Annotated in this window: 20 protein-coding genes; 6 read left to right on the top strand and 14 right to left on the bottom strand. The window is 66.3% G+C overall.

Annotated features, from left to right (window positions below; genetic code table 11):
• Nucleotides 1-18: 18 nt before the first annotated feature.
• Nucleotides 19-978, bottom strand: a complete 960-nt coding sequence (gene fabD, locus O6W96_RS05870) for an ACP S-malonyltransferase (protein WP_353468722.1) — start codon at nt 976-978, stop codon at nt 19-21.
• A 200-nt stretch (nt 979-1,178) separates the two neighbouring features.
• Between fabD and O6W96_RS05875 the strand changes: the two genes are divergently transcribed.
• From O6W96_RS05875 to rplI, 4 genes are all read left to right on the top strand, one after another.
• Nucleotides 1,179-1,535: an RcnB family protein gene (locus O6W96_RS05875; protein WP_353468723.1), complete on the top strand. Its 357-nt coding sequence runs from the start codon at nt 1,179-1,181 to the stop codon at nt 1,533-1,535.
• A gap of 265 nt (nt 1,536-1,800) precedes the next feature.
• Nucleotides 1,801-2,235 carry a 30S ribosomal protein S6 gene (gene rpsF, locus O6W96_RS05880; protein WP_056050884.1) on the top strand — a complete coding sequence of 145 codons (435 nt, stop codon included), beginning with the start codon at nt 1,801-1,803 and terminating at the stop codon, nt 2,233-2,235.
• Nucleotides 2,236-2,237: 2 nt separating this feature from the next.
• Nucleotides 2,238-2,462, top strand: coding sequence for a 30S ribosomal protein S18 (gene rpsR / locus O6W96_RS05885; protein WP_031393978.1), 225 nt, complete (start codon nt 2,238-2,240; stop codon nt 2,460-2,462).
• A gap of 11 nt (nt 2,463-2,473) precedes the next feature.
• Nucleotides 2,474-3,070 carry a 50S ribosomal protein L9 gene (gene rplI, locus O6W96_RS05890; RefSeq protein ID WP_056050886.1) on the top strand — a complete coding sequence of 199 codons (597 nt, stop codon included), beginning with the start codon at nt 2,474-2,476 and terminating at the stop codon, nt 3,068-3,070.
• Nucleotides 3,071-3,470: 400 nt separating this feature from the next.
• On the opposite strand, the gene rmuC is transcribed toward rplI, so the two are convergent.
• From rmuC to recR, 3 genes are all read right to left on the bottom strand, one after another.
• Nucleotides 3,471-4,922, bottom strand: coding sequence for a DNA recombination protein RmuC (gene rmuC, locus O6W96_RS05895; protein ID WP_353468724.1), 1,452 nt, complete (start codon nt 4,920-4,922; stop codon nt 3,471-3,473).
• 468 nt (nt 4,923-5,390) lie between these two features.
• Nucleotides 5,391-5,915: a peptide deformylase gene (gene def / locus O6W96_RS05900; protein WP_353468725.1), complete on the bottom strand. Its 525-nt coding sequence runs from the start codon at nt 5,913-5,915 to the stop codon at nt 5,391-5,393.
• A gap of 48 nt (nt 5,916-5,963) precedes the next feature.
• Complete coding sequence (gene recR / locus O6W96_RS05905; protein WP_056052820.1) at nt 5,964-6,560, bottom strand: recombination mediator RecR; 597 nt, start codon at nt 6,558-6,560, stop codon at nt 5,964-5,966.
• Between the two features lie 53 nt (nt 6,561-6,613).
• Between recR and fmt the strand changes: the two genes are divergently transcribed.
• Together fmt and truA are read left to right on the top strand one after the other, a co-directional pair.
• Nucleotides 6,614-7,540, top strand: a complete 927-nt coding sequence (fmt, locus tag O6W96_RS05910; RefSeq protein ID WP_353468726.1) for a methionyl-tRNA formyltransferase — start codon at nt 6,614-6,616, stop codon at nt 7,538-7,540.
• Entirely contained in the window at nt 7,537-8,283 is a 747-nt protein-coding gene (gene truA, locus O6W96_RS05915) for a tRNA pseudouridine(38-40) synthase TruA (protein ID WP_353468727.1), read from the top strand. The genes fmt and truA overlap by 4 nt, the downstream gene beginning before the upstream one ends.
• A 140-nt stretch (nt 8,284-8,423) precedes the next feature.
• On the opposite strand, the gene O6W96_RS05920 is transcribed toward truA, so the two are convergent.
• From O6W96_RS05920 to smpB, 10 genes are all read right to left on the bottom strand, one after another.
• Complete coding sequence (locus O6W96_RS05920; protein WP_353468728.1) at nt 8,424-9,632, bottom strand: class I SAM-dependent RNA methyltransferase; 1,209 nt, start codon at nt 9,630-9,632, stop codon at nt 8,424-8,426.
• On the bottom strand, nt 9,629-11,113 hold the full coding sequence (locus O6W96_RS05925; protein ID WP_353468730.1) for an NAD(P)H-hydrate dehydratase: 1,485 nt from the start codon (nt 11,111-11,113) through the stop codon (nt 9,629-9,631). Before O6W96_RS05925 ends, O6W96_RS05920 begins: the two co-directional genes overlap by 4 nt.
• Nucleotides 11,110-11,517 carry a hypothetical protein gene (locus O6W96_RS05930; RefSeq protein ID WP_353468732.1) on the bottom strand — a complete coding sequence of 136 codons (408 nt, stop codon included), beginning with the start codon at nt 11,515-11,517 and terminating at the stop codon, nt 11,110-11,112. Before O6W96_RS05930 ends, O6W96_RS05925 begins: the two co-directional genes overlap by 4 nt.
• Entirely contained in the window at nt 11,498-13,219 is a 1,722-nt protein-coding gene (gene ilvD, locus O6W96_RS05935) for a dihydroxy-acid dehydratase (protein WP_353468733.1), read from the bottom strand. Before ilvD ends, O6W96_RS05930 begins: the two co-directional genes overlap by 20 nt.
• A gap of 252 nt (nt 13,220-13,471) precedes the next feature.
• Nucleotides 13,472-13,822, bottom strand: coding sequence for a response regulator (locus tag O6W96_RS05940; protein WP_136189691.1), 351 nt, complete (start codon nt 13,820-13,822; stop codon nt 13,472-13,474).
• Between the two features lie 49 nt (nt 13,823-13,871).
• Nucleotides 13,872-16,247, bottom strand: coding sequence for a hybrid sensor histidine kinase/response regulator (locus O6W96_RS05945; protein ID WP_353468734.1), 2,376 nt, complete (start codon nt 16,245-16,247; stop codon nt 13,872-13,874).
• Nucleotides 16,248-16,580: 333 nt separating this feature from the next.
• Nucleotides 16,581-18,626 (bottom strand): M13 family metallopeptidase, encoded by a 2,046-nt coding sequence (locus O6W96_RS05950; RefSeq protein ID WP_353468735.1) that lies wholly within the window; start codon nt 18,624-18,626, stop codon nt 16,581-16,583.
• Nucleotides 18,627-18,774: 148 nt separating this feature from the next.
• Nucleotides 18,775-20,841: a M13 family metallopeptidase gene (locus tag O6W96_RS05955; RefSeq protein ID WP_353468736.1), complete on the bottom strand. Its 2,067-nt coding sequence runs from the start codon at nt 20,839-20,841 to the stop codon at nt 18,775-18,777.
• A gap of 111 nt (nt 20,842-20,952) precedes the next feature.
• Nucleotides 20,953-21,432, bottom strand: a complete 480-nt coding sequence (locus O6W96_RS05960) for a DUF2062 domain-containing protein (RefSeq protein ID WP_353468737.1) — start codon at nt 21,430-21,432, stop codon at nt 20,953-20,955.
• 94 nt (nt 21,433-21,526) lie between these two features.
• Nucleotides 21,527-22,009: an SsrA-binding protein SmpB gene (gene smpB / locus O6W96_RS05965; RefSeq protein ID WP_055879372.1), complete on the bottom strand. Its 483-nt coding sequence runs from the start codon at nt 22,007-22,009 to the stop codon at nt 21,527-21,529.
• Nucleotides 22,010-22,332 lie beyond the last annotated feature (323 nt).

A 22,332-nucleotide genomic window follows, 5' to 3' on the forward strand; every position in this document is an offset into this window, starting at 1 on the left:
CTCCGCGTCTCCGCGTGATCACATCTTCTTCACGAGTTCCTCGATGTCGTCCATCGTGATCACGCTCGTCGTTTCGACGTCGGGGGCGATGCGCTTGACCATCGGGCTGAGCACCTTGCCGCCGAATTCGACGAAATGGCCCACCCCCGCCGCATGCATCGCCAACACCGATTCGCGCCAGCGGACCATGCCGGTGACCTGCTGGACCAGCAGGTGACGGATCGCGCCGGGGTCGGCGACGGCGGTCGCGTCGACGTTGGCGAAGACGGGAACGAGCGGCGCGCGGAGGTCGGCGTCGAGGAGCGCCGCTTCCATGGCTTCGGCGGCGGGTTGCATCAGGGGGCAGTGGAAGGGGGCGGATACTGGGAGCAATACCGCGCGCTTGGCGCCTAGGTCCTTAGCCAGCGCGATGGCCTTTTCGATGGCAAGGCGGTGGCCGGAGATGACGACCTGCGAAGGGTCGTTGTCGTTGGCGACGGCGCAGATCAGTTCGGGGCCGCCTTCCGCCAGGATCGCGTCGACCGCGGCGCCAGCGATGACCTGCGCCTTTTCGAGGTCCGTGCCGAGCAGCGCGGCCATCGCGCCCTCGCCTACCGGGACAGCAGCCTGCATCGCGCGGCCGCGGAGTTTCAGGAGGCGGGCGGTGGTCGACAGGTCGAGCGCACCGGCAGCGCACAAGGCGGTATATTCGCCGAGGCTGTGGCCGGCGACGTAATCCGCCTTGTCGGCAAGGCGGATGCCGCCTTCCTTCTCGGCGACGCGCAGGGTCGCGATTGCGTTCGCCATGATCGCTGGCTGCGCGTTCTCGGTGAGGAGCAGGTCGTCCGCGGGCCCTTCGCTCATCAGGCGGAACAGATGCTGGCCGAGCGCCTCGTCGACTTCGGCGAAGACCTCGCGGGCGGTGGCACTGGCGTCGGCGAGCGCCTTGCCCATGCCGACAGACTGGCTCCCCTGGCCGGGGAAGATGAACGCGCGCATGGCCTCTCCTCTGTGTTCGGTCTTCGTTTGAACGCGGGGCCTATAAAGGTGCGCGTCGAGTTGCAACCTGAACGAACCCCGCGGCCTTGCGACAATATGCGACCATTTCGCCGACCTTGCGACAAGCGCCTGCGACAATCGGCTCCCAAATTATGGAGGACGCCGCAGCAACGGCGCCGTGTTTTCAACGGGAGATTATCATGAAGACGTTCATCCTCAGCGCACTTGCCGCTACCCTCGTCGCCAGCCCACTGCTCGCCGCGGCGCCTGCCGAAGCGCAGCAGCGCCGCGAAGTGACCACCGTGCGCCACAACGACAATGGCCGCACCGTCGTCACCAAACGCACCGTCGTCCGCACGCCGCAGTATCGCAACTGGCGCGCCGGCCAGCGCTTCGATCGTCGCCAGGCGCAGAACTACCGGGTCATCACGACGTACCGCAACTATCGCCTCGCCGCCCCGCCGCGTGGCAGCCAGTGGGTCCGCTCGGGCAACGACGCGTTGCTGATCAACGGTCGCGGCAACGTGGTCCAGGTTCGTGGCGGCGCGTTCCGGTAACGCCACAACCCCGTCATCCTGACGAAAGTTGGGACCCAGGGGTACGAGACGCCGTCCTCCTTGGCTCTGGATCCTGACTTTCGTCAGGATGACGGTAGCCGAGAGGACGAGCGGACACCTTGCCTTTCCCCGATAAACGGGTAAGGCGCTCTGCAACCGGGGTGAGAGATTCGCGTCTCTCGCCCCTGTTTGCATTCTAGACGACAGCCGGAGGGGTGCACGCATGGGGCGTGTATCAGCGATCGGCCAAGACGAAGGACAAGACATGGCTCTTTACGAGCACGTGTTCCTTGCGCGCCAGGATCTGGCACAAGCGCAGGTGGACGCACTGGCGGAAATCGCCACCAAGATCGTGAACGACAACGAAGGTCGGGTCGTAAAGACCGAGAACTGGGGCCTGCGTTCGCTGGCGTACAAGATCGCCAAGAACCGCAAGGCGCACTATGTCATGCTCGAGATCGATGCCCCGGGCAGCGTGATCGCAGAGCTGGAGCGCCAGACCCAGATCAACGAAGACATCATCCGTTATATGACGGTCAAGGTCGACACCCTCGAAGAGGGCCCGACCGTGATGATGCGCAAGCAGGATCGTGACCGCGAGCGTCGTGGCGACCGTGAAGGTGGCCGTGAGGGCCGTCCCGATCGTGGCGATCGTCCGGACCGTGGTCCCCGTCGTGACCGCGAAGAGGGAGCTGAATAATCATGGCACGTCCATTCTTCCGCCGCCGCAAGAGCTGCCCGTTCTCCGCCAAAGACGCTCCCCGGATCGACTATAAGGACGTCCGGTTGCTGCAGGGCTTCGTGTCCGAGCGTGGCAAGATCGTCCCGTCGCGTATCACTTCGGTGGCCGCAAAGAAGCAGCGCGAACTGGCCCAGGCCATCAAGCGTGCGCGTCATCTGGGCTTGCTGCCCTACATCGTTAAGTAAGGAGCGCCCACATGGACGTCATTCTGCTTGAGCGCGTCGAAAAGCTTGGTGCTATCGGCGACGTGGTGAAGGTCAAGGACGGTTACGCGCGTAACTTCCTGCTTCCCAACAAGAAGGCGCTTCGTTCGAACGAAGCCAACCGCAAGGTGTTCGAGTCGAACCGTGCGAAGATCGAATCGGACAACGCATCGCGTCGCAGCGATGCCGAGACCGAAGCGAAGACCTTCAACGACGCGACCGTGACCCTGATCCGTCAGGCGTCGAACACCGGTCAGCTCTACGGTTCGGTCGCGGTGCGCGATCTGGTCGATGCGCTGGTGGCCGACGGTCACAAGGTCGGCAAGTCGGCGATCGTGCTCGACAAGCCGATCAAGGCGATCGGTGTCTACACCGTCAAGGTCTCGCTGCACCCCGAGGTGTCGGTGGCCGTCAAGGTCAACGTCGCTCGCTCGCCTGAAGAGGCCGAGATGCAGGCTTCGGGCGTCGACGTGATGTCGTCGATGTTCGAGCGCGACGAGGCTGGCTTCGTCGAGGATTACGATCCGAACGCAGAGCCCGGCGCGACCGCCGAAGCACCGCGCGACCAGGAGGAAGAGGCGCAGGGTTGATCCCTTCGCTTCCCTTCTTGGCTTGCATAGAAAGGCCCGCCCGGAGCGATCCGGGCGGGCCTTTTCTTTTGTGCTTTTGCGATCCGGCTCAGGGGCAGGTTACGCAGGCGCCGATCATTGCTGCGAAGGGGATGAGGGCGCAGAGGATGGGGACTAGGTGTTTCATGACCGGGTGACTCTTGGGGGTGTTATCCGGTTAATGCTCGGGGTGTAGAAAGGTTGCCGGGACGTGAACGAATTTTGTACCGATCGGTTTTCGGTGCGGGAGAAGCCACCCTCCACCACCACCCCGGCGGAGGCCGGGGCCCAGTTGGGAAAGCTTGAGTAACGGATCGCAGCGTCCATCATCCGCTTCCCCCAACTGGGCCCCGGCCTTCGCCGGGGTGGTGGTACTCAGAGGTCAGCTTTCGACGTTTTCAGGCTTTTCGATCAGCGCAGGCCCCTCGCCTAACGCCAGCGCATCGACCGACGACACATCCTCCAAGTCCCGCGCGCCAGTCTCGATGTTCAGGTCGCGGAACTTGCGCCCCGTCACCATCAGGCGGCCGTTGAACGAATTGGTGAAGCCGTTGAAGTTCTTCACCGCGCTGTTGAGGCCGACGCCGACCTTCCGCAGGTCGTCCGCCACCTTGGCGAGGCGATCGTGCATTTCCTTGCCAAGCTCGCCGATCTTGCGCGCTTCGTTGGCGAGTTTTTCCTGGCGCCAGACCGCTGCGACCGTGCGGGCGATCGCGATCAGGTTCGTCGGAGTCGCCAGCAGCACGCGCTTTTCGAAGGCGAAGTCCCAGAGCGTCGGGTCGTGTTCGAGCGCGGCGGAGAGGAAGTGTTCGCCGGGGACGAACATTATGACGTAGTCCGGCGTGTCCGCGAACTGGCTCCAATAGGCCTTGTTGCCGAGGCCGTTGACGTGCGCGCGCATCGAGGCTGCGTGGGCAGCCAGGCCGATCAGGCGTTCGGCGTCGTCGACCGCGCCGAATGCGTCCTGGTAGGCGTTAAGCGAGACCTTCGCGTCGATCACCAATGCTCGACCGCCGGGGACGCGGATGATCGCGTCGGGGCGGAGTCGGGCACCGTCGTCGCCCACCGCTACCGAGACCTCCGTCTGGAAGTCGGTGTGTTCGCTGAGGCCGCAGGTTTCCAGGACGTTCTTGAGTTGTTGCTCGCCCCAGCGGCCGCGGGACTTGGGGGCGTTGCGGAGCGAGTTGACGAGTTTGGCGGCTTCGGTCGAGACCTTTTCCTGGCCCAGGCGCATCTGTTCGATCTGGCCCTTGAGGTCGCCGAACGCGTCGCGGCGCTCGGCCTCGACCTTGGCGACGCCCTCCTCGTAACGTTGCAGGCGGTCGCTTACCGGTTGGAGCATTGACTTGAGGTTCAGGCCGGCGGATGCTTCGGACTGGCGGAAGCGGGCGTCGGCGCGTTCGAGGAAGGTCTTCTGCGCGTCGCTCAACAGCTTGTTGGCGACGTCGCCGAACTGCGCGGCCATGACGTCCTTCGCCTCGCGGAGTTCGAGCAGGCGCGCTTCGAATGCCTCGCCTTGGGCTTTGAGCGTCGCGATTTCGGTGCGGGCGGCGTCTCGGTCGGCGCGGATCGTCGCGAGATCGAGGCGGAGACGATCGGTGTCGGTTGCGCGCTCGGCGTTCTGCGCGCGGAGCGTGGCGAGGTCCTGCATCGCGGCGTTGCGTTCGCGCTCGACCGCATCGCGCGCGGTGCGGATGAGGTCGGCGTCGGCGACCTTGGTCTGCGCGACGGCGAGTTCGCTGGCGAGGGTTGCGGCTCGGCGGGAGGCTAGCAGCCAGCCGAGGAGGATGCCGGCGGCTAGCGCGAGGACGGCGATGATGGCGAACTCAGCCATTTTGCGCCCGCGAATTTAGCTGGAAGTGCACAAAGTGCAGACGCTGGCGCAGCAATTTCTCAGGGGAGAATGTGCGCATCGGCGAGCGGGTTTGGGAAGGAGATGAAGACGTCATGGGTGGAACATACGTCGAACGATTGATGTAGGACAATCGGAATATGTTGTTCTTCCCGCGGAGGCGGGGGTCCAGGGTTACGGGCGGCGGCGCTCGTGGTCCTGGGCCCCCGCCTTCGCGGGGGAACTAGGGAGAGCGCTGCCGCCCCGCCCGTCAGCACCCCCCCAGAAAAAACACCACCCCGGCAGAGGCCGGGGCCCAATTGGAAAGGTCGTGGTAACGAACGACTGCGCTCAGTTGGCGACGTCCCCCAATTGGGCCCCGGCCTTCGCCGGGGTGGTTGTGGATTGGGTGAATAAGCCGCGCTCTCAGGGACACACTCTCAACACAGAGAGCAGCGACTCCCCCTACCCTCACCCCAGCTTGCGCTGCTTCGCCAGCCTCTTCAGCACCATGTCCCGCTTCAGGCGGCTGATGTGGTCGATAAACAATACGCCGTCGAGGTGATCGATCTCATGCTGCATGCAGGTGGACAGCAGTCCGTCGAAATCCTCCTCATGCGCCGCCCCGGTCTCGTCGAGCCACTTCACGCGGCACCGCGCCGGGCGCGCGACCTCGGCATATTGCTCCGGGATCGAGAGGCAGCCCTCGTTGTAGGTGGAGACCTCGTCGCTGACCGACAGGATCTCGGCGTTGATGTACGCCTTGGGGTTCTTGATCGGCTTGTCGTCCTCGTCCTTCTCCTCCTGGAGATCGATGACGAGGACGCGCTGCTGCACGCCGACCTGGGTCGCGGCGAGGCCGATGCCGTTGAAGTCGTACATCGTCTCGATCATGTCGGCGACGAGCGTGCGGATGGAGTCGTCGACCGTTTCCACCGGCTCGGCGACGAGGCGCAGGCGGGGATCGGGGACTTCGAGAACGGTCATGACGGTCATAGCGCGTCCGCTAAGGTACGCGTGGGCATCACGTCAAGCCGATGGGCGTCAAGCCATTGGCCTTCTGGCTCTTAATGCCTGCGCCAGCGTCCCCTCGTCGAGATAGTCGAGTTCGCCGCCGACCGGCAGGCCGTGTGCGAGCTGGGTGACGCGGACGGGGAAGCGTTCGATGCGCTCGGCGATGTAGTGCGCGGTGGTCTGGCCTTCGAGCGTGGCGTTCATCGCGAGGACGACTTCGTCGATGCCGCCGGCTTCGATGCGGCGGACGAGGCTGTCGATGCTGAGGTCCTCCGGGCGGATGCCTTCGAGCGCGGACAGCCGGCCGCCGAGGACGTGGAAGCGGCCGGGGAACAGGCGGGAGCGGTCTAGCGCCCAGAGATCGGCGACTTCTTCGACGACACACAGCGAGCGCTGGTCGCGGCGCGGGTCGGCGCAGATCGCACAGGGGTTGGTGGTGTCGACGTTGCCGCAGGTCGAGCAATTCTCCAGCCGCTCGTCGACCGCGGTCAGCGCCTCACGCAACGGACCCAGTGCTGCGTCGCGCTTCTTGAGCAGATGCAGCACGGCGCGACGTGCGGACCGGGGGCCGAGGCCGGGGAGCCGGGCCAGCGCCTGCGTCAGCGCCTCGATCTCGGGGGATGCCATAGGGAACAGATAGGGGGTTGCGCGGCTCCCCGCCAGCGTGTTCGAGAGGAGCCATGCGGATCATCTTCATGGGAACGCCGGACTTCGCAGTGCCGGTGCTGGAGGCCCTCGTCGCGGCGGGGCATGAATTGGTGGCGGCGTATTGCCAGCCTGCCCGGCCAGGGGGGCGGCGTGGGCGCGAACTGGTGCCGTCGCCGGTGCAGGTTCGGGCGGAGGCGCTAGGGATCGAGGTGCGGACGCCGGTGTCGTTCAAGGCGTCATTGCCGGAGGGACTGGAGGCTCGCGAGGCGTTTGCGGCCTTGAACGCGGACGTTGCGGTGGTTGCGGCCTATGGCCTCATCCTGCCGCGTGCGGTGCTGGAGGCGCCTAGGTTCGGGTGCCTGAACGTGCATGGGTCGTTGTTGCCGCGGTGGCGCGGGGCGGCGCCGGTGCAGCGCGCCATCCTCGCGGGCGATGCCGAGACGGGCGTCGGGATCATGCAGATGGAGGCGGGTCTGGATACCGGGCCGGTTCGGCTCGAGGGGCGGACGCCGATCGTCGGCAAGACTGCGGGGGATCTGACGTCTGAGCTGTCGACGATGGGGGCCCGGTTGATGGTCGAGGTGCTGGGCAACCTCGACGCCTACCCTGCCCGGCCGCAGCCCGAGGAGGGCGTCACCTATGCCGCGAAGATCGACAAGGCGGAGGCGCGGATCGATTTCGAGCGGTCGGCGATCGAGGTCGAGCGGCTGGTGCGGGCGATGAACCCGGCGCCGGGGGCGTGGTTCGAAGTTGCCGGCGAGCGGGTGAAGGTGCTGGCGGCGGACGTGTTGCCGTTCTCGTTCCTTGGGTGCGAAGGGCTGACGGTCAATGCCGAGCTGACGATCGGGTGCGGCGACGGGGCGATTCGGCCGACCCTGGTGCAGCGCGCCGGGCGCGGCGTGACCTCGGCGGAGGAAATGCTGCGCGGGTTTCTGATTCGGTCGGGGACGCAGCTTTGACGCGGTTCGCGTTGACGGTGGAATTCGACGGGCGGCCGTTCATGGGCTGGCAGCGGCAGAAGCATGGGCCGAGCGTGCAGGCAGCGCTGGAGGCGGCCGTGCTCAAGATGACCGGCGAAACCGCGTCGGTGCAGGCGGCGGGGCGGACCGATGCGGGCGTGCACGGGATGGCGATGCGCGCGCATGTCGACATTGCGAAGCCGCTCGCGGCATTTCGGTTGATGGAGGGGTTGAACGCGCTGGTGAAGCCGGCGCCGGTTTCGGTGCTGGCGTGCGAGGTGGTCGACGACGATTGGCATGCGCGGTTTTCGTGCATCGGGCGGTCGTACGAGTACCGGATCGTCAACCGGCGCTCGCCGCTGACGTTCGAGGCGGGGCTGGCTTGGCAGGTGCCGCAGTTGCTGGATGCGGACGCGATGGCGGAGGCTGCGGGGGCGCTGGTCGGGCGGCATGACTTCACGACGTTTCGGTCGGCGCATTGCCAGGCGGATAGTCCGGTGCGGACTCTTGATCGGCTTGAGGTGGTGCGGGAGGGGGAGCGGCTGTTCGTGTACGCGGCGGCGCGGTCGTTCCTGCATCATCAGGTGCGGTCGATGGTCGGGTGCCTGGCGCTGGTGGGCATGGGGCGCTGGGCGGTTGGCGATGTTGCTGCCGCGCTTGAGGCGAAGGATCGGGCGATGCTGGGGCTGAATGCCCCGCCCGATGGGTTGTTCTTCGTGAGTGCGGTTTATCCGGAGATTTAGCCAACGGCTTTGATCGCCACGCTTATCCTCCCCTGGCAGGGGAGGTGGCAGCGCGTTGCGCTGACGGAGGGGTGACCCGTTATCGATGGGGCGACACCCCTCCGTCGCTGCGCGACACCTCCCCTTACAGGGGAAGATGGTTAGCGGACGAACTTCGCGGCGAGTTCGACATGCGTCGACCAGCGAAACTGGCCAACCGGTTGCACCCAGTCGATCCGCCAACCCGCGTCGCACAGTTCCTTGGCATCGCGCGCGAAGCTGGCCGGATTGCACGATACATAGGCAATCACCGGCGTCTTGCACTCCGCCAGCGCCGTCGCCTGTTCGCGCGCGCCGGAGCGGGGCGGATCGATCACCACCGCGTCGAAGCGGTCGAGTTCGGCTACCGTCAGCGGGCGGCGGTAGAGATCGCGGTGTTCGGGGTAGACGGGCCGCTGGGTGCGGTGCGCGGCGGCCTTGAGCGAGCCAAGCGCGTCGCGCGCGCCTTCGGCGGCATAGACCTTGGCGGGGATCGCGAGCGTGAAGGTGCCGAGGCCGGCAAACAGGTCGGCGACCGTCGCGGGCTTGCCGATCGCTTCGAGCACGGCGGCGGTCAGCGCGGCCTCGCCGTCGGGCGTGGCCTGAAGGAACGACGCGGGCGGCAGCGGCACCGGGACGCCGCCGAGCGTGATCGTGACCGCGTCGGGCTCCCAGCGCGTCTCGGGCCCGAGACCGTCGTCGAAGGCTACGCGGGCGATCTTGTGGTCTTCGCAGAATTTGGTGAGCGCTTCGGCGGCGGGAAGGCCTTCGGGGGCGAAGCCAGTGATCAGGATGTCCGCGCCCTGGTCGGCGAGCGTCAGGTGGATGTCCGCGCGGCGGCGGAAGTTGAGGCGCTTGAGCAGTTGGCGCAAGGGCTGGACGAGCGCGAAGAGGCGCGGATCGAGGATCCAGCATTCCTTGATGTCGACGATCGTGTGCGCCTTCTCGGCGGTGAAGCCGAGCGTGATCTTGCCGCCCTTGGCCTCGGCATGGAGCGTCGCGCGGCGGCGGCTGCGTTCAGGGGAGATGTGCGGGGTGCGGATCGGGGCGGACAGATCCTGCCCGTCGAGCGCGGAGGCGATGCGGTCGGTGACGAACTCGGCATAGGTCTGGTCGTCGAGATGCTGGAGCTGGCAGCCGCCGCAGGTCGGGAAATGCACGCAGGGGGGCGTCTGGTGGTGCGGGCCGGGGATTACCGTGCCGTCGGCGGCGAGCGTGTCGCCGGGCGCCGAGAAGGCGGCGTGGCGGCCGTCGGCGGTCATGCCGTCGCCGCGGGCTGCGACGCGGATGACGGTGTCGATGTTTGTGTTGGAGGTCGAGTCAGTGGTCATGGGGCCGCTCTGGCGGACCGGAGCGCTTCCGCCAAGTCGTCGGCGATGAAAGCCGCGCCCAATCGGCGGGCAGCGTCACCGTGGAGCCACACTCCGGCGGCCGCAGCCTCAAGTGGTTCGAGCTTTGCGGCGAGCATCGCGCCGATTGCGCCGGCGAGAACGTCGCCGGTGCCGGCGGTGGAGAGCCAGTCGCTGGCCCCTTGCGCGATGCGGACGCGGCCGTCGGGCGCGGCGATGACGGTGTCGGCGCCCTTGAAGACTATGATAGCGTTGGCGCGGGTGGCGGCGTCGCGGGCTCGGGTGATCTTGTCATCATTGGATTTGCCGAAGAGCGCGTCGAACTCGCCGGCGTGTGGGGTGAGGATGACGGGGACCTTCAGGGCTTTGATGCGGTCGGGGTCGATCAGGCGGAGCGCGTCGCCGTCGATGATCAGCGGGTGGCCGGAGGTCAGCGCCACGTCGAGGCGAGCCCTGGCGGTATCGTCGCGACCGAGGCCCGGGCCGATGACGAGTGCGCCGATGCGATCGTTGGCGAGCGCGTGATCGGAGAACGGCGTGCGGACGAGCGCGTGGGGCGGGCCTTGGCTGTCTCCGAGTAAGGTCACGTAGCCGGCACCGGCGCGCATTGCTGCCAAGGCTGCGAGATCGGAAGCGCCGGACATGCTGCCGCCTATGATCGCGACCATGCCTCTCGTATATTTGTGCGAGTCGGGGCCGGGGGATAGGAGCGACGGGACCTTGAAGATTTCAGCTTGGCTGACGGTGGGGACGCCGATGTCGAGGAGACGAATTTGGCCGCAGTAGCGCGCGGCGGGCTGGAGGACGTGCGCTGGTTTCACAGCGCCGAGCGCGAGGGTGAGGTCGAAGACGGGCGGCGTGCTGAGCGCCTCCCCTGAGTCGGTGGCGAGGCCACTGGGCAGGTCAATGGCGATGCTCAGTTGCGCGGCGTTCGCGAGGGCATGGAGACACTCGACCACAGACCGTTCCCCCGCGGACGCGGGGGCCCAGGATAGGCCGCTAGCTGAGCCCTCGGGATTTAGCTGGGCCCCCGCGTCCGCGGGGGAACGGTTGGGGGTCGGTGTTGTACTGGCGTCGAGCGGACGCGTCAGGCCGGTGCCGAACAACGCGTCTACGAGGATCGGGGCGGGCTTTGCCCCCGCCAGCGTTTCGACCGCGCCTGGCCACCCTGCCCTCGCCGACTTCGCCGCATCCGTTTTCGGTTCCGACAGCGCCGCGACCCTGACCGAAACACCCATTTCCGCCAGCACGCGCGCCGCGACGTAGCCGTCGCCGCCGTTGTTGCCGGGGCCGCAGAGGATCAGAACTTCGTTCGTACCCGCCAGCCGGCGGACTACCTGAGCGATCGCGGTGCCGGCGCGCTCCATCAGCGTGTCCACGGAGACGCCGGTGGCGATGACCGCGTCCTCCGCCGCACGCATTTCGGCGGCTGTGAGGACCGGCTGGCCTTCGATCCCGATCATGACGGCTTCGTCGTACCCTTGACGGTGGCCGGGAGGCGGTAGCGGTTACCGCCCAGTGCGACCTCGATGCCGTCCGCGCCTATGACGGTGACCTTTGCCGCCTCGGCGCCGTCCGCGGCTATCACGCCGCGGCCGTCCTGCGTCACCAGCAACCGGCGGAAGGCTCCGTCGGGATGGCGGATCGTGAGGATCAGGCCATCCTTGCCTTGCGCCTGCTCGAACGTGCAGGTCGACGCGAACGCGGCTCCACCCTGTGCACAGGCGATGCGGCTGTCCCCGGCGGTTTCGGTGCGCTGCTTTGCCGCGACCTGTTCGCTGCTCGGCTGCCCCCGCCCGCACGCTGCGAGTGGGAGCGAGAGAAGCAGGGCAACCGTCGGTATTCGCTTAGATATCCGCGTAGACATGGGTTTCGGCTGCCGCTCCAGGATGCGTGACGGCACCCTTGTACGCCGGGCCGACGGTCTTCGCATAGCGCCAGAGTGCGCCCGACCCGTAATCGTTGGTGCGCGGCACCCACGCGGCACGGCGCGCCGCCATCACGTCCTCCGGAACGTCGAGGTCGATCGTACCGGCTTCGGCGTCGATGTGGATGATGTCGCCGTTCTCGACCAGCGCGATCGGGCCGCCGTCCGCTGCTTCGGGGCCGACATGGCCGATGCAGAAGCCGCGCGTGCCGCCCGAGAAGCGGCCATCGGTGATGAGCGCGACGCTCTCGCCCATGCCGAGGCCGTAGAGCGCGGCGGTGGTCGAAAGCATCTCGCGCATGCCCGGGCCGCCCTTTGGCCCTTCGTAGCGGATGACGATGACTTCGCCTTCGTTGATCTCGCGCTTCTCGACGGCGGCGAAGGTGTCCTCCTCGCAATCGAACACGCGCGCTGGTCCCGAGAACTGCAATCGGTGCATGCCCGCGACCTTCACGATCGCGCCATCGGGGGCGAGACTGCCGCTCAGGCCGACGACGCCGCCGGTTGGGGTCAGCGGGGTCTTGATGTCGTAGATCACCTTCTGGTCGGGGTTCCACGTCACCTGGTCGATGTTCTCGCCGAGCGACTTGCCCGTTACGGTGAGACAATCGCCGTTGAGGAAACCGCCGGCGAGCATCGTCTTCATCAGCATGTAGACGCCGCCGGCCTCGTACATGTCCTTGGCGACGTACTTACCTCCGGGCTTGAGGTCCGCGATGTAGGGCGTTGTCTTGAATATCTCGGCGACGTCGAACAGGTCGAATTCGATCCCGGCTTCGGACGCCATCGCGGGGAGATGCAGCGCCGCGTTGGTCGAGCCGCCGGTCGCGGCGACGACGCGGGCGGCGTTGATGAACGCTTCGCGCGTGCAGATGTCGCGTGGGCGGATGTTGTCGGCGAGGCACTCCATGACCTGCGCGCCGGCGGCCACGGCGATCTGTTCGCGCGTGGTGTAAGGAGCCGGCACCATGTTGCTGTTCGGGATCGACAAACCGATCGCTTCCGCGACGCAGGCCATCGTGTTCGCAGTGTATTGGCCGCCGCATGCGCCGTGGCCGGGACATGCGACCTTCTCGATCGCGTGGACCTCAGAGAGCGGGCACGCGCCAGCGGCGTATTTACCGACGATCTCGAACACGTCGACGACGGTGACGTCGCGGTCCTGATAGCGGCCCGGCAGGATCGAGCCGCCATAGACGAACACCGACGGGATGTTGAGGCGGAGCATTGCCATCATCATACCGGGGAGCGACTTGTCGCAGCCGGCGAACCCGACCAGCGCGTCGTAGCAATGGCCGCGGACCGAAAGCTCGACCGAGTCGGCGATGACTTCGCGGCTGACCAGCGAGGCCTTCATGCCCTGATGGCCCATCGCGATGCCGTCGGTGACGGTGATCGTATTGAAGCGGCGCGGCATGCCGCCACCCTGGATGACGCCGGCCTGCGCGGCATCGGCCTGCGCATCGAGCGTGGTGTTGCAGGGCGCGGAGTTGTTGCCGGCGGACGCGAGCGCGACGAACGGGCGGGCGATCTGCTCTTCGTCAAGGCCCATCGCGTAGTAATAGCTGCGGTGCGGGGCGCGTTCTGGGCCGACGGAGACGTGGCGGCTTGGCAGGCGCGATTTATCGAATGTGCGGGTCATGGCGAACGCCTATGTCGCGGGAGGGGGTATTTGCGCAAGAGAGTTGCGTCGATTTTTAAGTACGGGAGCTTTGGAAGGCGTTCGGGTTCATTCACAATCCTCTCCTGCAAGGAGAGGTGGCGCGAAGCGATGGAGGGGTATCGCGCCATCGAGAGCGGATCACCCCTCCGTCAGCGCTATGCGCTGCCACCTCACCTCGTAGGGGAGGATAGACAATCTCGACGCGCTCATGCCTCAGCGCGGTGGGAGAAGTCAGAGGCCTTCGAGAGCTTTCGCGACGCCGTCCATCGTGAAAGGCTTTTGCAACCGAGGGCGATCGCGAAATTCTGGCGCGACGCCGTCATCGCCGCCGCCGGTGGCGAAGACGAAGGGGACGCCTTTCGCGGCGAGCGCTTCCGCAACGGCCGTGCTCTTTTCGCCCCCGCGCAGGTTCACGTCGAGGATCGCGCCGTCGACGCCGCCCTCTTCGATCCGCTTGAGCGCATCGGCGACGGTATCGACCGAGCCGGCGACCCCCTTGTCCAGCACTTCGAGGAAATCCTCGAGCATCATGGCGATCAACGGTTCGTCCTCGACGATGAGGATCTGTTGGGTAGCGGTCATGGCTTCCGCATAGTCGGGATTGTTACGACTTGCCAACATCTTGTTCGAGTTAACGCGTAGCCAGCACGTCCCGTGCCGCTTCGGCGAGTTCCTGGACCGAGAATGGCTTCGGCAGGAACGCGACGTTGTCGAGGTCGATCGACTTGCGCAACTGCTCCTCGGCATAGCCCGACATGAACAGGATCGGCAGGTCGGGGAATTTCTCGCGCGCATGCCGCACCATCGTCGGGCCATCCATCTGCGGCATGACGACGTCGCTGATGAGCAGGTCGGGGCGGCCGTGTTTCTCCAGCACTTCCAGCGCGATCTCGCCGTTTTCCGCGGTCAGTACCGTATAGCCCTGCCGCGTGAGCGCGCGCTCGGCGACGGCGCGGACCATGTCCTCATCCTCGACCAGCAGGATCGTGCCCGTGCCCCACAGGTCGACCGGCTTCGGCGTGGGCTTGATGACCACGGGACGAGTCGCGGCGGGCGCCGCGTGGACCGGCAGGTACATCGAAAAGGTCGCGCCCTGCCCCGGCTTGCTGTCGGCGAAGATGTAGCCGCCGGATTGCTTGACGATGCCGTAGACCGTCGAGAGGCCGAGGCCGGTGCCCTTGCCGAATTCCTTGGTGGTGAAGAACGGCTCGAAGATCTTGGGCAGCACGTCGGGCGGAATGCCGGTGCCCGTGTCCTGGACGATCAGCGCGGTATAGTCGGCGACGGGCAGGATGTCGGACGCCATCTCTCGCACTTCGGCTGCGGGGACGGCGCGCGTGGTGATCGTCAGCACACCGCCGCCGCGCGCGTTCGCCGAGACGATCGCGTCGCGCGCGTTCACCGCGAGATTGACGACGACCTGCTCCAATTGGCCCGGATCGGCGCGGACCGGGCCGAGATTGCGGCCGTGCGTCATGTCGAGGCGGACGTTCTCGCCCATCAGGCGCTTGAGGAGGTTGGAGACCTCCGAGACGACGTCGGGGAGTTGGAGGATCTGTGGGCGGAGCGTCTGCTGGCGCGAGAAGGCGAGCAGCTGGCGGGTCAGGCTGGCGGCGCGGTTCGAGTTGGTGCGGACCTGCTGGATGTCGTCGTAATCACTGTCGCCGGGCGAATGGCGCATCAGCATCAGGTCGCAATGGCCGATGATCGCGGTCAGGATGTTGTTAAAATCATGCGCGACGCCGCCAGCGAGCTGGCCGACCGCCTGCATTTTGGTGGCCTGCGCCACCTCGCGCTTGAGGCGGCTTTCCTCGCTATTGTCCTTGAGGCTGAGCAGGACGGCGGCATCGCCGAGCCCGCGCGCGCCCGCGATGGTGAGCGCGACCGGCTCGTCGGGGTGGTCCTTGAGGCGGACCGCCATGTCGGCGGAGTGCGTCGCGCCGTTCGCGAATTTCCGGATCGCGTCGGCGACCGCGGCCTTGTCCTCGCGGACGACGAGATCGCCCGGATAGAGCGGCGGTGCGACCGAATTGACGCCGGCGGCGCGCAGGAACGAGTCGTTCATCTGCAGGAAGCGGCCGTCGCGATCGACCAGCGCCATGCCGAACGGCATCATGCTGACGAGGCTGCGGACGTGGGCGGAGGCGCTGGCGCCGAGCGCAGGGGCGTTTTCCTCCTCGTCGAGCAGCGCGACCAGCACGGGGGCGTCGTCGCCGTCGAGGAACGGGATCTGAAGGACGCGGAGTGGTGTGCCTTCGAGGCCCTCGCGTTCGAAGCGGACGAGGCCGCGGCTGTCGGTGATGAGGAAGCGGGCGAAATCGCGGCCTTCGATCGAGTCGTATTCGTCGCCGCACGCCCGCGCGCGGAGGACACGGTTGGCGGTGCGGACGCGACCATCGGGCGAGAGTAACGCCGCCATGATGCCGCTGCCGCCGAGCCGGTCTCCGGTCGGGCCGGTCAGCAGCGCGGCGAGCGTCTCGGCGAGGTCGTGTTCCTGCGCGGTGACGAAGCGCCAAACGAGCATATCGGCATCGTCGCCGGCGCGCGCGATCTGCGCGGAGAGGCAGACGCCGCGGGCGTTGAGGCGCTCGACGTGTGCGGTGCCGTCGCGCCACGCGGAGCGGCCGGCGTCGGCGAGCGCTGCGTTCCCGGCTTCGTCGAGCGGCAGGCTGGGGGGTGTCGGGAAGCCTTCGAACAGCGCTTCGTAGGCGTCGTTCGCGCAAACCAGGCGCCCGGCGCGGTCGGTGATCGCGAGGGCGTCGGTGCCGGCTTCGGCGACGGTGCGGGTGAGGTCCCAGTCGACGGGGCGCGGCGCGTCCCTGGCGACAGGGTTGAGCAGGCGCCATGCGATCAGCGCGCCGATGACGATGATGGCGGCGGCGAAGAAACCGGCGGCGGCGATCCAGCTGCCGACGAGCAACAGCACGATCGCGGCGGCGGCGACGCCCGAGGCTATGGCGACGAATGCTGCGTTGCGGGCGGGAGTGGGTAAAGCGAGCGATGCCATCGGCGACGTCATCCGCTCAAGCGGGGTTGGGCGTCAAGCGGGATGCGGGATTGTTGGGGGCGATGGCCCCTGATCCCCACGACACTCCGAAAAGGAAACACCACCCCGGCGGAGGCCGGGGCCCAGTTGGAAAGATGGTCGTAACGAAGCGCCGTCCGTCGTCAGCAACGTCTCGCAACTGGGCCCCGGCCTTCGCCGGGGTGGCGGCTATGATACGTCCACCTCGCCCACTCTTGTTCCCCCGCGGGGGCGGGGTCCAGGGTTAGGGGCGGTAGCGTTTGTTACTTCTGGGCCCCCGCTTTCGCGGGGGAACTAAAAGCGCTCGGTCTTCCCTTACCAGATCCGAACGCGCTGTTCCGGCGTGAGGTACAGCTTCTGCCCGGGCGTCGGCTTGTACGCCGCATACCAGGGGTCGAGGTTGCGGACGACCCACGCGCGCTGCTGCGACGGCGAGTGCGGATCGGTCAGCAAGCGGTTTCGGAGATTGGCTTCGCGGTAGTTGCGACGCCAGACCTGCGCCCAACCGAGATAGAAGCGCTGGTCGCCGGTGTACCCGTCGAGGACGGGCGCGGTCTTGCCTCCCAATGCCGTGTGGTACGCGTCGTAGGCGACCGTCAGACCGGCGAGATCGGCGATGTTCTCGCCCATCGTCAGTTCGCCCTTTACGTGCATGCCGGGGAGCGGCTCGTAGGCGTCGTATTGCGCGCCAAGCTTGCCGGTAAGCGCCTTGAAACCGGCGATGTCCTTGGGCGTCCACCAGTCGGTGAGCTGGCCCTTGGCGTCATACTTGGAGCCCTGGTCGTCGAAATGATGGCTCAGCTCGTGGCCAATCACCGCGCCGATGCCGCCGTAATTGACCGCGTCGTCGGCCTTCGGATCGAAGAACGGCGGCTGCAGGATCGCGGCGGGGAAAACGATCTCGACCATGCCGAAATTGGCGTAGGCGTTCACCGTCATCGGCGTCATGCCCCACTCCCAGCGCTGCAACGGCTTGCCGAGCTTCGAGATATTATCCTGGTGCTGCCACTCGTTCGCGCGCCATTCGTTGCCGAACGCGTCGCCCGAGGTGATCGTCAGCCCGGAGAAATCCTTCCACTGGCTCGGATAGCCGATCTTCGGCGTGAACGCGGCGAGCTTGGCGTGCGCCTTCACCTTCGTCTCGGGCGCCATCCATTCGAGCTTGTCGATCCGGCGGCCCATCGCGGCGAGCACGTTCTTGACGAGCTTGTCGGCTGCGGCCTTGGTTTCGGGCGGAAAATACTGTGCGACGTAGAGCTTGCTGACCTCGTCATCGAGCGCGCCGGAGGTGAACTGGACGCCGCGCTTCCAGCGGGCTTCCTGCTCGGGCGTGCCGCCGAGGACAGTGCCGTAGAACGCGAACTGCTCGGCGTCGAACGCCTTGGGGAGGACGTCGGCATAGCCATCGAGCGAGCGCAGGATCAGCTGGTCCTTGAGCACGCCGATCGGCGCAGTCGAAACCAGCTTGGCGATGCCGGTGATCGCGGAGGGCTGTGCGACGATGACGGTCGGGACGGGCGTGCCGATCCCCTTGAAATAGCCGGCGAAATCGAAGCCGGGCGCGCGCTTGGCGAGATCGGCGACGGTCATCTTGTTGTAGGTCTTGGTGGCGTCGCGGCTGTCGACGCGGGTCCAGCTGACCTTGGCGATCTCGGTCTCGAATGCGAGCAACGCGGTGGCGCGCGCTTCGGCATTGGGTTCGCCGGCGAGCGTCAGCATCTTAACGATGTGCGCGCGGTAGGCGTTGCGTGCTTCGACAAGTTTCGCGTCGGCGCTGAGGTAGTAATCGCGGTCGGGGAGGCCGAGGCCGGACTGGCCGAGCGAGAGCGCGTATTGTTCGGGCTGCTTGTCGTCCTGGCCGACGCCGCCGCCGAACGGGCCGCCGATCCCCGCGCGGGCTGCTTCGGCGAGGAGGGCAGGATAGCCGGAGCGGTCTTTCAAAGCGGCGATTTTCGAAAGCCACGGCTTGATCGGGGCGAGGCCCTTGCCTTCGATCGTGCCGGTGTCGAGGAACGTCGCGTAGGCGCGGCCGATCTTGGAGCTGGGGTCTTTCGCGGCGGTGTCGAGGATACCGCGGGTGCGCGTCTCGGACAGGTCGGAGAGAAGGTTGAACGAGCCATAGTTCGACTTGTCAGCGGGGATCGGGTTGGTCCTCGCCCAGTTGCCGTTGGCGAACGTGTAGAAGTCGTCGCCGGGCTGGACGGTCTTGTCCATGCCCTTCTCGTCGAAGCCGAACGTTCCGTATTGCGCGCCGGTGGACGCTGCGGGAGCGGGCTTTGGTTCGGAGGTTTGCGAGATGGCGGCGGTGACGCCGGTGATGGCGGTTGCGGCGAGTAGGCCGGCGACGATGAAGGACTTCATGGGGTTCTCCTAATCTCGTCATCCTGACGAAAATCAGGATCCAGAGTTGCAGGCGGATGCGTGCGTGGCTCTGGATCCTGGGTCGAGCCCAGGATGACGGGGCTCTTTGGTACGGGGCTCTATCGGGCGGGGCGGCTAAGCCGATCGTTTACCAGATGCGGACGCGGTTGGCGGGGGCGAGATAGCTGGCTTCACCCGGCTTGGCGCCGAACGCGGCGTACCACGGATCGAGGTTGCGGACCGTGAGGACGCGCTGGTGGCCCGGCGAATGCGGGTCCGAGAGCAGCGTCTGCTGAAGTGCGGCGTCGCGGAACTTGGTGCGCCAGACGCCCGCCCAGCCATAGTAGAAGCGCTGGTCGCCGGTGGTGCCGTCGATGATCGGTGCCTGCTTGCCGCCGAGCGACTTGTGATACGCGTCGTAGGCGACCGTGAGGCCCGCCAAGTCGGCGATGTTCTCGCCGAGCGTCAGGCCACCCTGGATATGCTGGCCGGGCATGGGCTCATACGCGTCATACTGCTTCACGAGCGCGTCGGTGAACACCTTGAAGCGCGCGACGTCCTGCGGCGTCCACCAGTCGGTGAGCTTGCCGTTCAGATCGTACTTGCGGCCCTGGTCGTCGAAATGGTGGCTAATCTCGTGGCCGATCACCGCGCCGATGCCACCGTAATTGACCGCCGGGTCCGCCTTCGGATCGAAGAACGGCGGCTGGAGGATCGCGGCTGGGAACACCACCTCGTTCATCGTCGGGTTGGCGTAGGCGTTGATCGTCATCGGCGTCATGAACCATTCGCCGCGATCGATCGGCTGGCCGAGCTTCTTCAGGTCGCGAGCGAATTCGAAGGCATTGGCGTGCGCGACGTTGCCGACGAGATCGCCGCGTTGGATCTGGAGCGCGGAATAATCGCGCCACTTGTCCGGATAGCCGATCTTCGGGGTGAAGGCGGCGAGCTTGGCGAGTGCCTTGGTCTTGGTTTCGGGCGCCATCCATTCCAGGTTCCGGAGACGCTCGCCCATCGCCGCGATAACGTTCTTGACGAGATCGTCCGCCGCCGCCTTCGATGCAGGCGGGAAATACTTCGCTACGTACTGCTGGCCGATCGCCTCGCCCATCGCGCCCGACACGGTCGTGACACCGCGCTTCCAGCGGACCTGCTGCTCGGGCGTGCCGGACAGCGTGGTGCCGTAGAAGGCGAAGTTGGTCTTGTCGAAATCACCCGATAGATACGGCGCGTAGGCGCGCAGCACCTTTAGCATCGCATAATCCTGCAGGACGTTGACCGGCGTGTCGGCGAACACCTTCGCCTCGCCGGTCACCGCGCTCGGCTGTGCGACGAGGTAGAACGGACGGCCGGTGACGCCCATCGCGGTCATGTACTGCGCCCAGGGGAAGCCCGGCGCCTTCGCGGCGAAGTCGGCGGCGGTCCATTTGTTGTAGGTCTTGTCGGCGTCGCGGCTCTCGATCCGTGTCCAGTGCGCGGTGGCGAGGCCCTTTTCCATGTTGAACACGGCGGCGGCGCGGGTGGCGGCGTTGGGCTCGCCGGCTAGCGTCAGCATCCGCGTCAGATAGGCTTCGTACGCGGTGCGGATGGTCGCGAGCTTGGCATCGTCCTTCAGATAATAGTCGCGGTCGGGAAGGCCGAGGCCGCTCTGCCCAAGCTGGACGACATAGGTGGTCGGGTCCTTGTCGTCCTGCGACACGCCGACACCGACAAGGCCGCCGACGCCCTGGCGCTGAAGCTTGGCGATCTCGGTGACGAGCGCGGTCTTGTCCCGGGTCGCCTTCAGCGCGGCGAGCATCGGCTTGACCGGCGTCACGCCCTTCGCGTCGACCGCGGCCTCGTCCATGAAGCTCGTGTAGAAATCGCCGACCTTGTCGCCGGGCGTCTTGGCGGAGACGTCGAGGATCGTGCGGGTGCGTTCGAGCGACAGGTCCTGGAGGACGTGGAACATGCCGTAGGACGAGCGATCGGCGGGGATCGGCGTGGTCTTTACCCAGCCGCCATTCGCGTAATCGAAGAAGTCGGTGCCCGGCGTCACGCTCGTATCGCGGCCGGCCATGTCGAAGCCGAAATCGCCGATCTGCGGCTTGCTCGCGTCCTTGGCCGCAACCGGGCCCTTGGCAGCCTTTGCGAGCGTCGGCGAAGGCGTACTAGTTTGCGCGAAAGCCGATGCGGCGGACGCGAGCAGGATCACGGTAACAATCGACTTGCGCATCAAGAACCTCGGAGAAAGATCGTCTGGATGCGGTGTGTTCTACGCCGATAGGACGGTCCGTCAATTCGGGTAGGTCAATATTAGTGACGATTGTTACGAACTGGGATCGTTCTAGGGGTTATCATGCCGGTTGCGCCACTTGCGCGCGATCCACAGCCGCCAGCCCAGCGCGCTGAGCGCATAGCCACCGACCGAACAGACGATCGTAATTACCAGCAGACCAAGCGCGGTGGCGGGCCCGGCCTGCATCAGCCACGGAATCCATTCGGTCCGCGCCGCCGCCTCCGCGACCGGCTGACCGGGGACGTGCGCATCGAGCCGAAGCATCGACGATCCGATCCAATAGGCCGCGATCCAAAGCGGCGGCGTGGTCAGCGGGTTGGTGATGAACGTGGTCAGCGCGGCGGTCGGCACGTTGGCGCGGAACGGCAGCGCGAAGATCGCGGCGACCGGCGTCTGCGCAACCGGTATGAGGATGCCCGCAACCATTCCGAGCGCAACGCCGCGGGGCACCGAGCGACGGGTAAAGCGCCAGAGTTCGGGTGCGAGAACGCGGTGCGCGACCGGGCGAAGGAGACGATTTTTCTCCATCGATTCGCGGGTCGGGAGATTACGATGCGACCACGCCGCGAGACGCGCGAATATGCTCAAGACGATAGGGTCATCGACACCGGCGCCATGTCGGTTATCCGCGATCCCGCATGATCCGGCCCTGCTCGCGTTTCCAGTCCTGTTCCTTCACCGAATCGCGCTTGTCGTGGTTCTGCTTGCCCTTCGCGAGCGCCAGTTCGATCTTCGCGCGGCCCTTCGAATTGAAGTAGATCATCAGCGGCACAAGCGTCATGCCCTGGCGCGCGACCGCACCGAACATCTTGTTGATCTCGCGCTCGTGCAGCAGCAGTTTGCGCGGGCGCTTGGGCTCGTGGTTAAAGCGGTTGCCGTGGCTGAATTCGGGGATGTTCGAGTTCACCAGGACGACGTTCTTGCCCTTCACCTCGGCATAGGCCTCGGCGATCGAGCCCTCGCCGCCGCGCAACGCCTTCACCTCGGTGCCGGTGAGCGCGATGCCCGCCTCGAACACCTGCTCGATGTAATAGTCGTACCGCGCGCGCCGGTTCTCGGCGACGATCTTGGTCTTCTCGAAGGTCGGGGGTTTGGGACGTGCCATGGGACGCGCGATGTAGGAGGTCGGAGCGCTTAGGGGAAGCGGCTCGATCGATTATCGATCTGGATCTGCTTGCGCCATCATCGAGTTGCGGCGCACACTTATCCGTGGAGTATAGACGATATGGCGCGGCATTCGCCCGAACCACAGCGTCCACGTGACGGAGGATCCACTGCGAAGAGCGATTGGCAGCGAAACTCATTCCACCAGAACGCGCATCTCCGGTGTAGGCGGGACGCTCTCCTTTCACCTACTTTTGCTGCTTGCCTTCTGGTTCTTCGGCACGTCATCGCGGCCTCTACCGGTTGACGAGCGGAAACTGATAA

Source organism: Sphingomonas faeni (assembly GCF_040407495.1).
GTDB classification, from domain to species: Bacteria; Pseudomonadota; Alphaproteobacteria; order Sphingomonadales; family Sphingomonadaceae; genus Sphingomonas; species Sphingomonas faeni_D.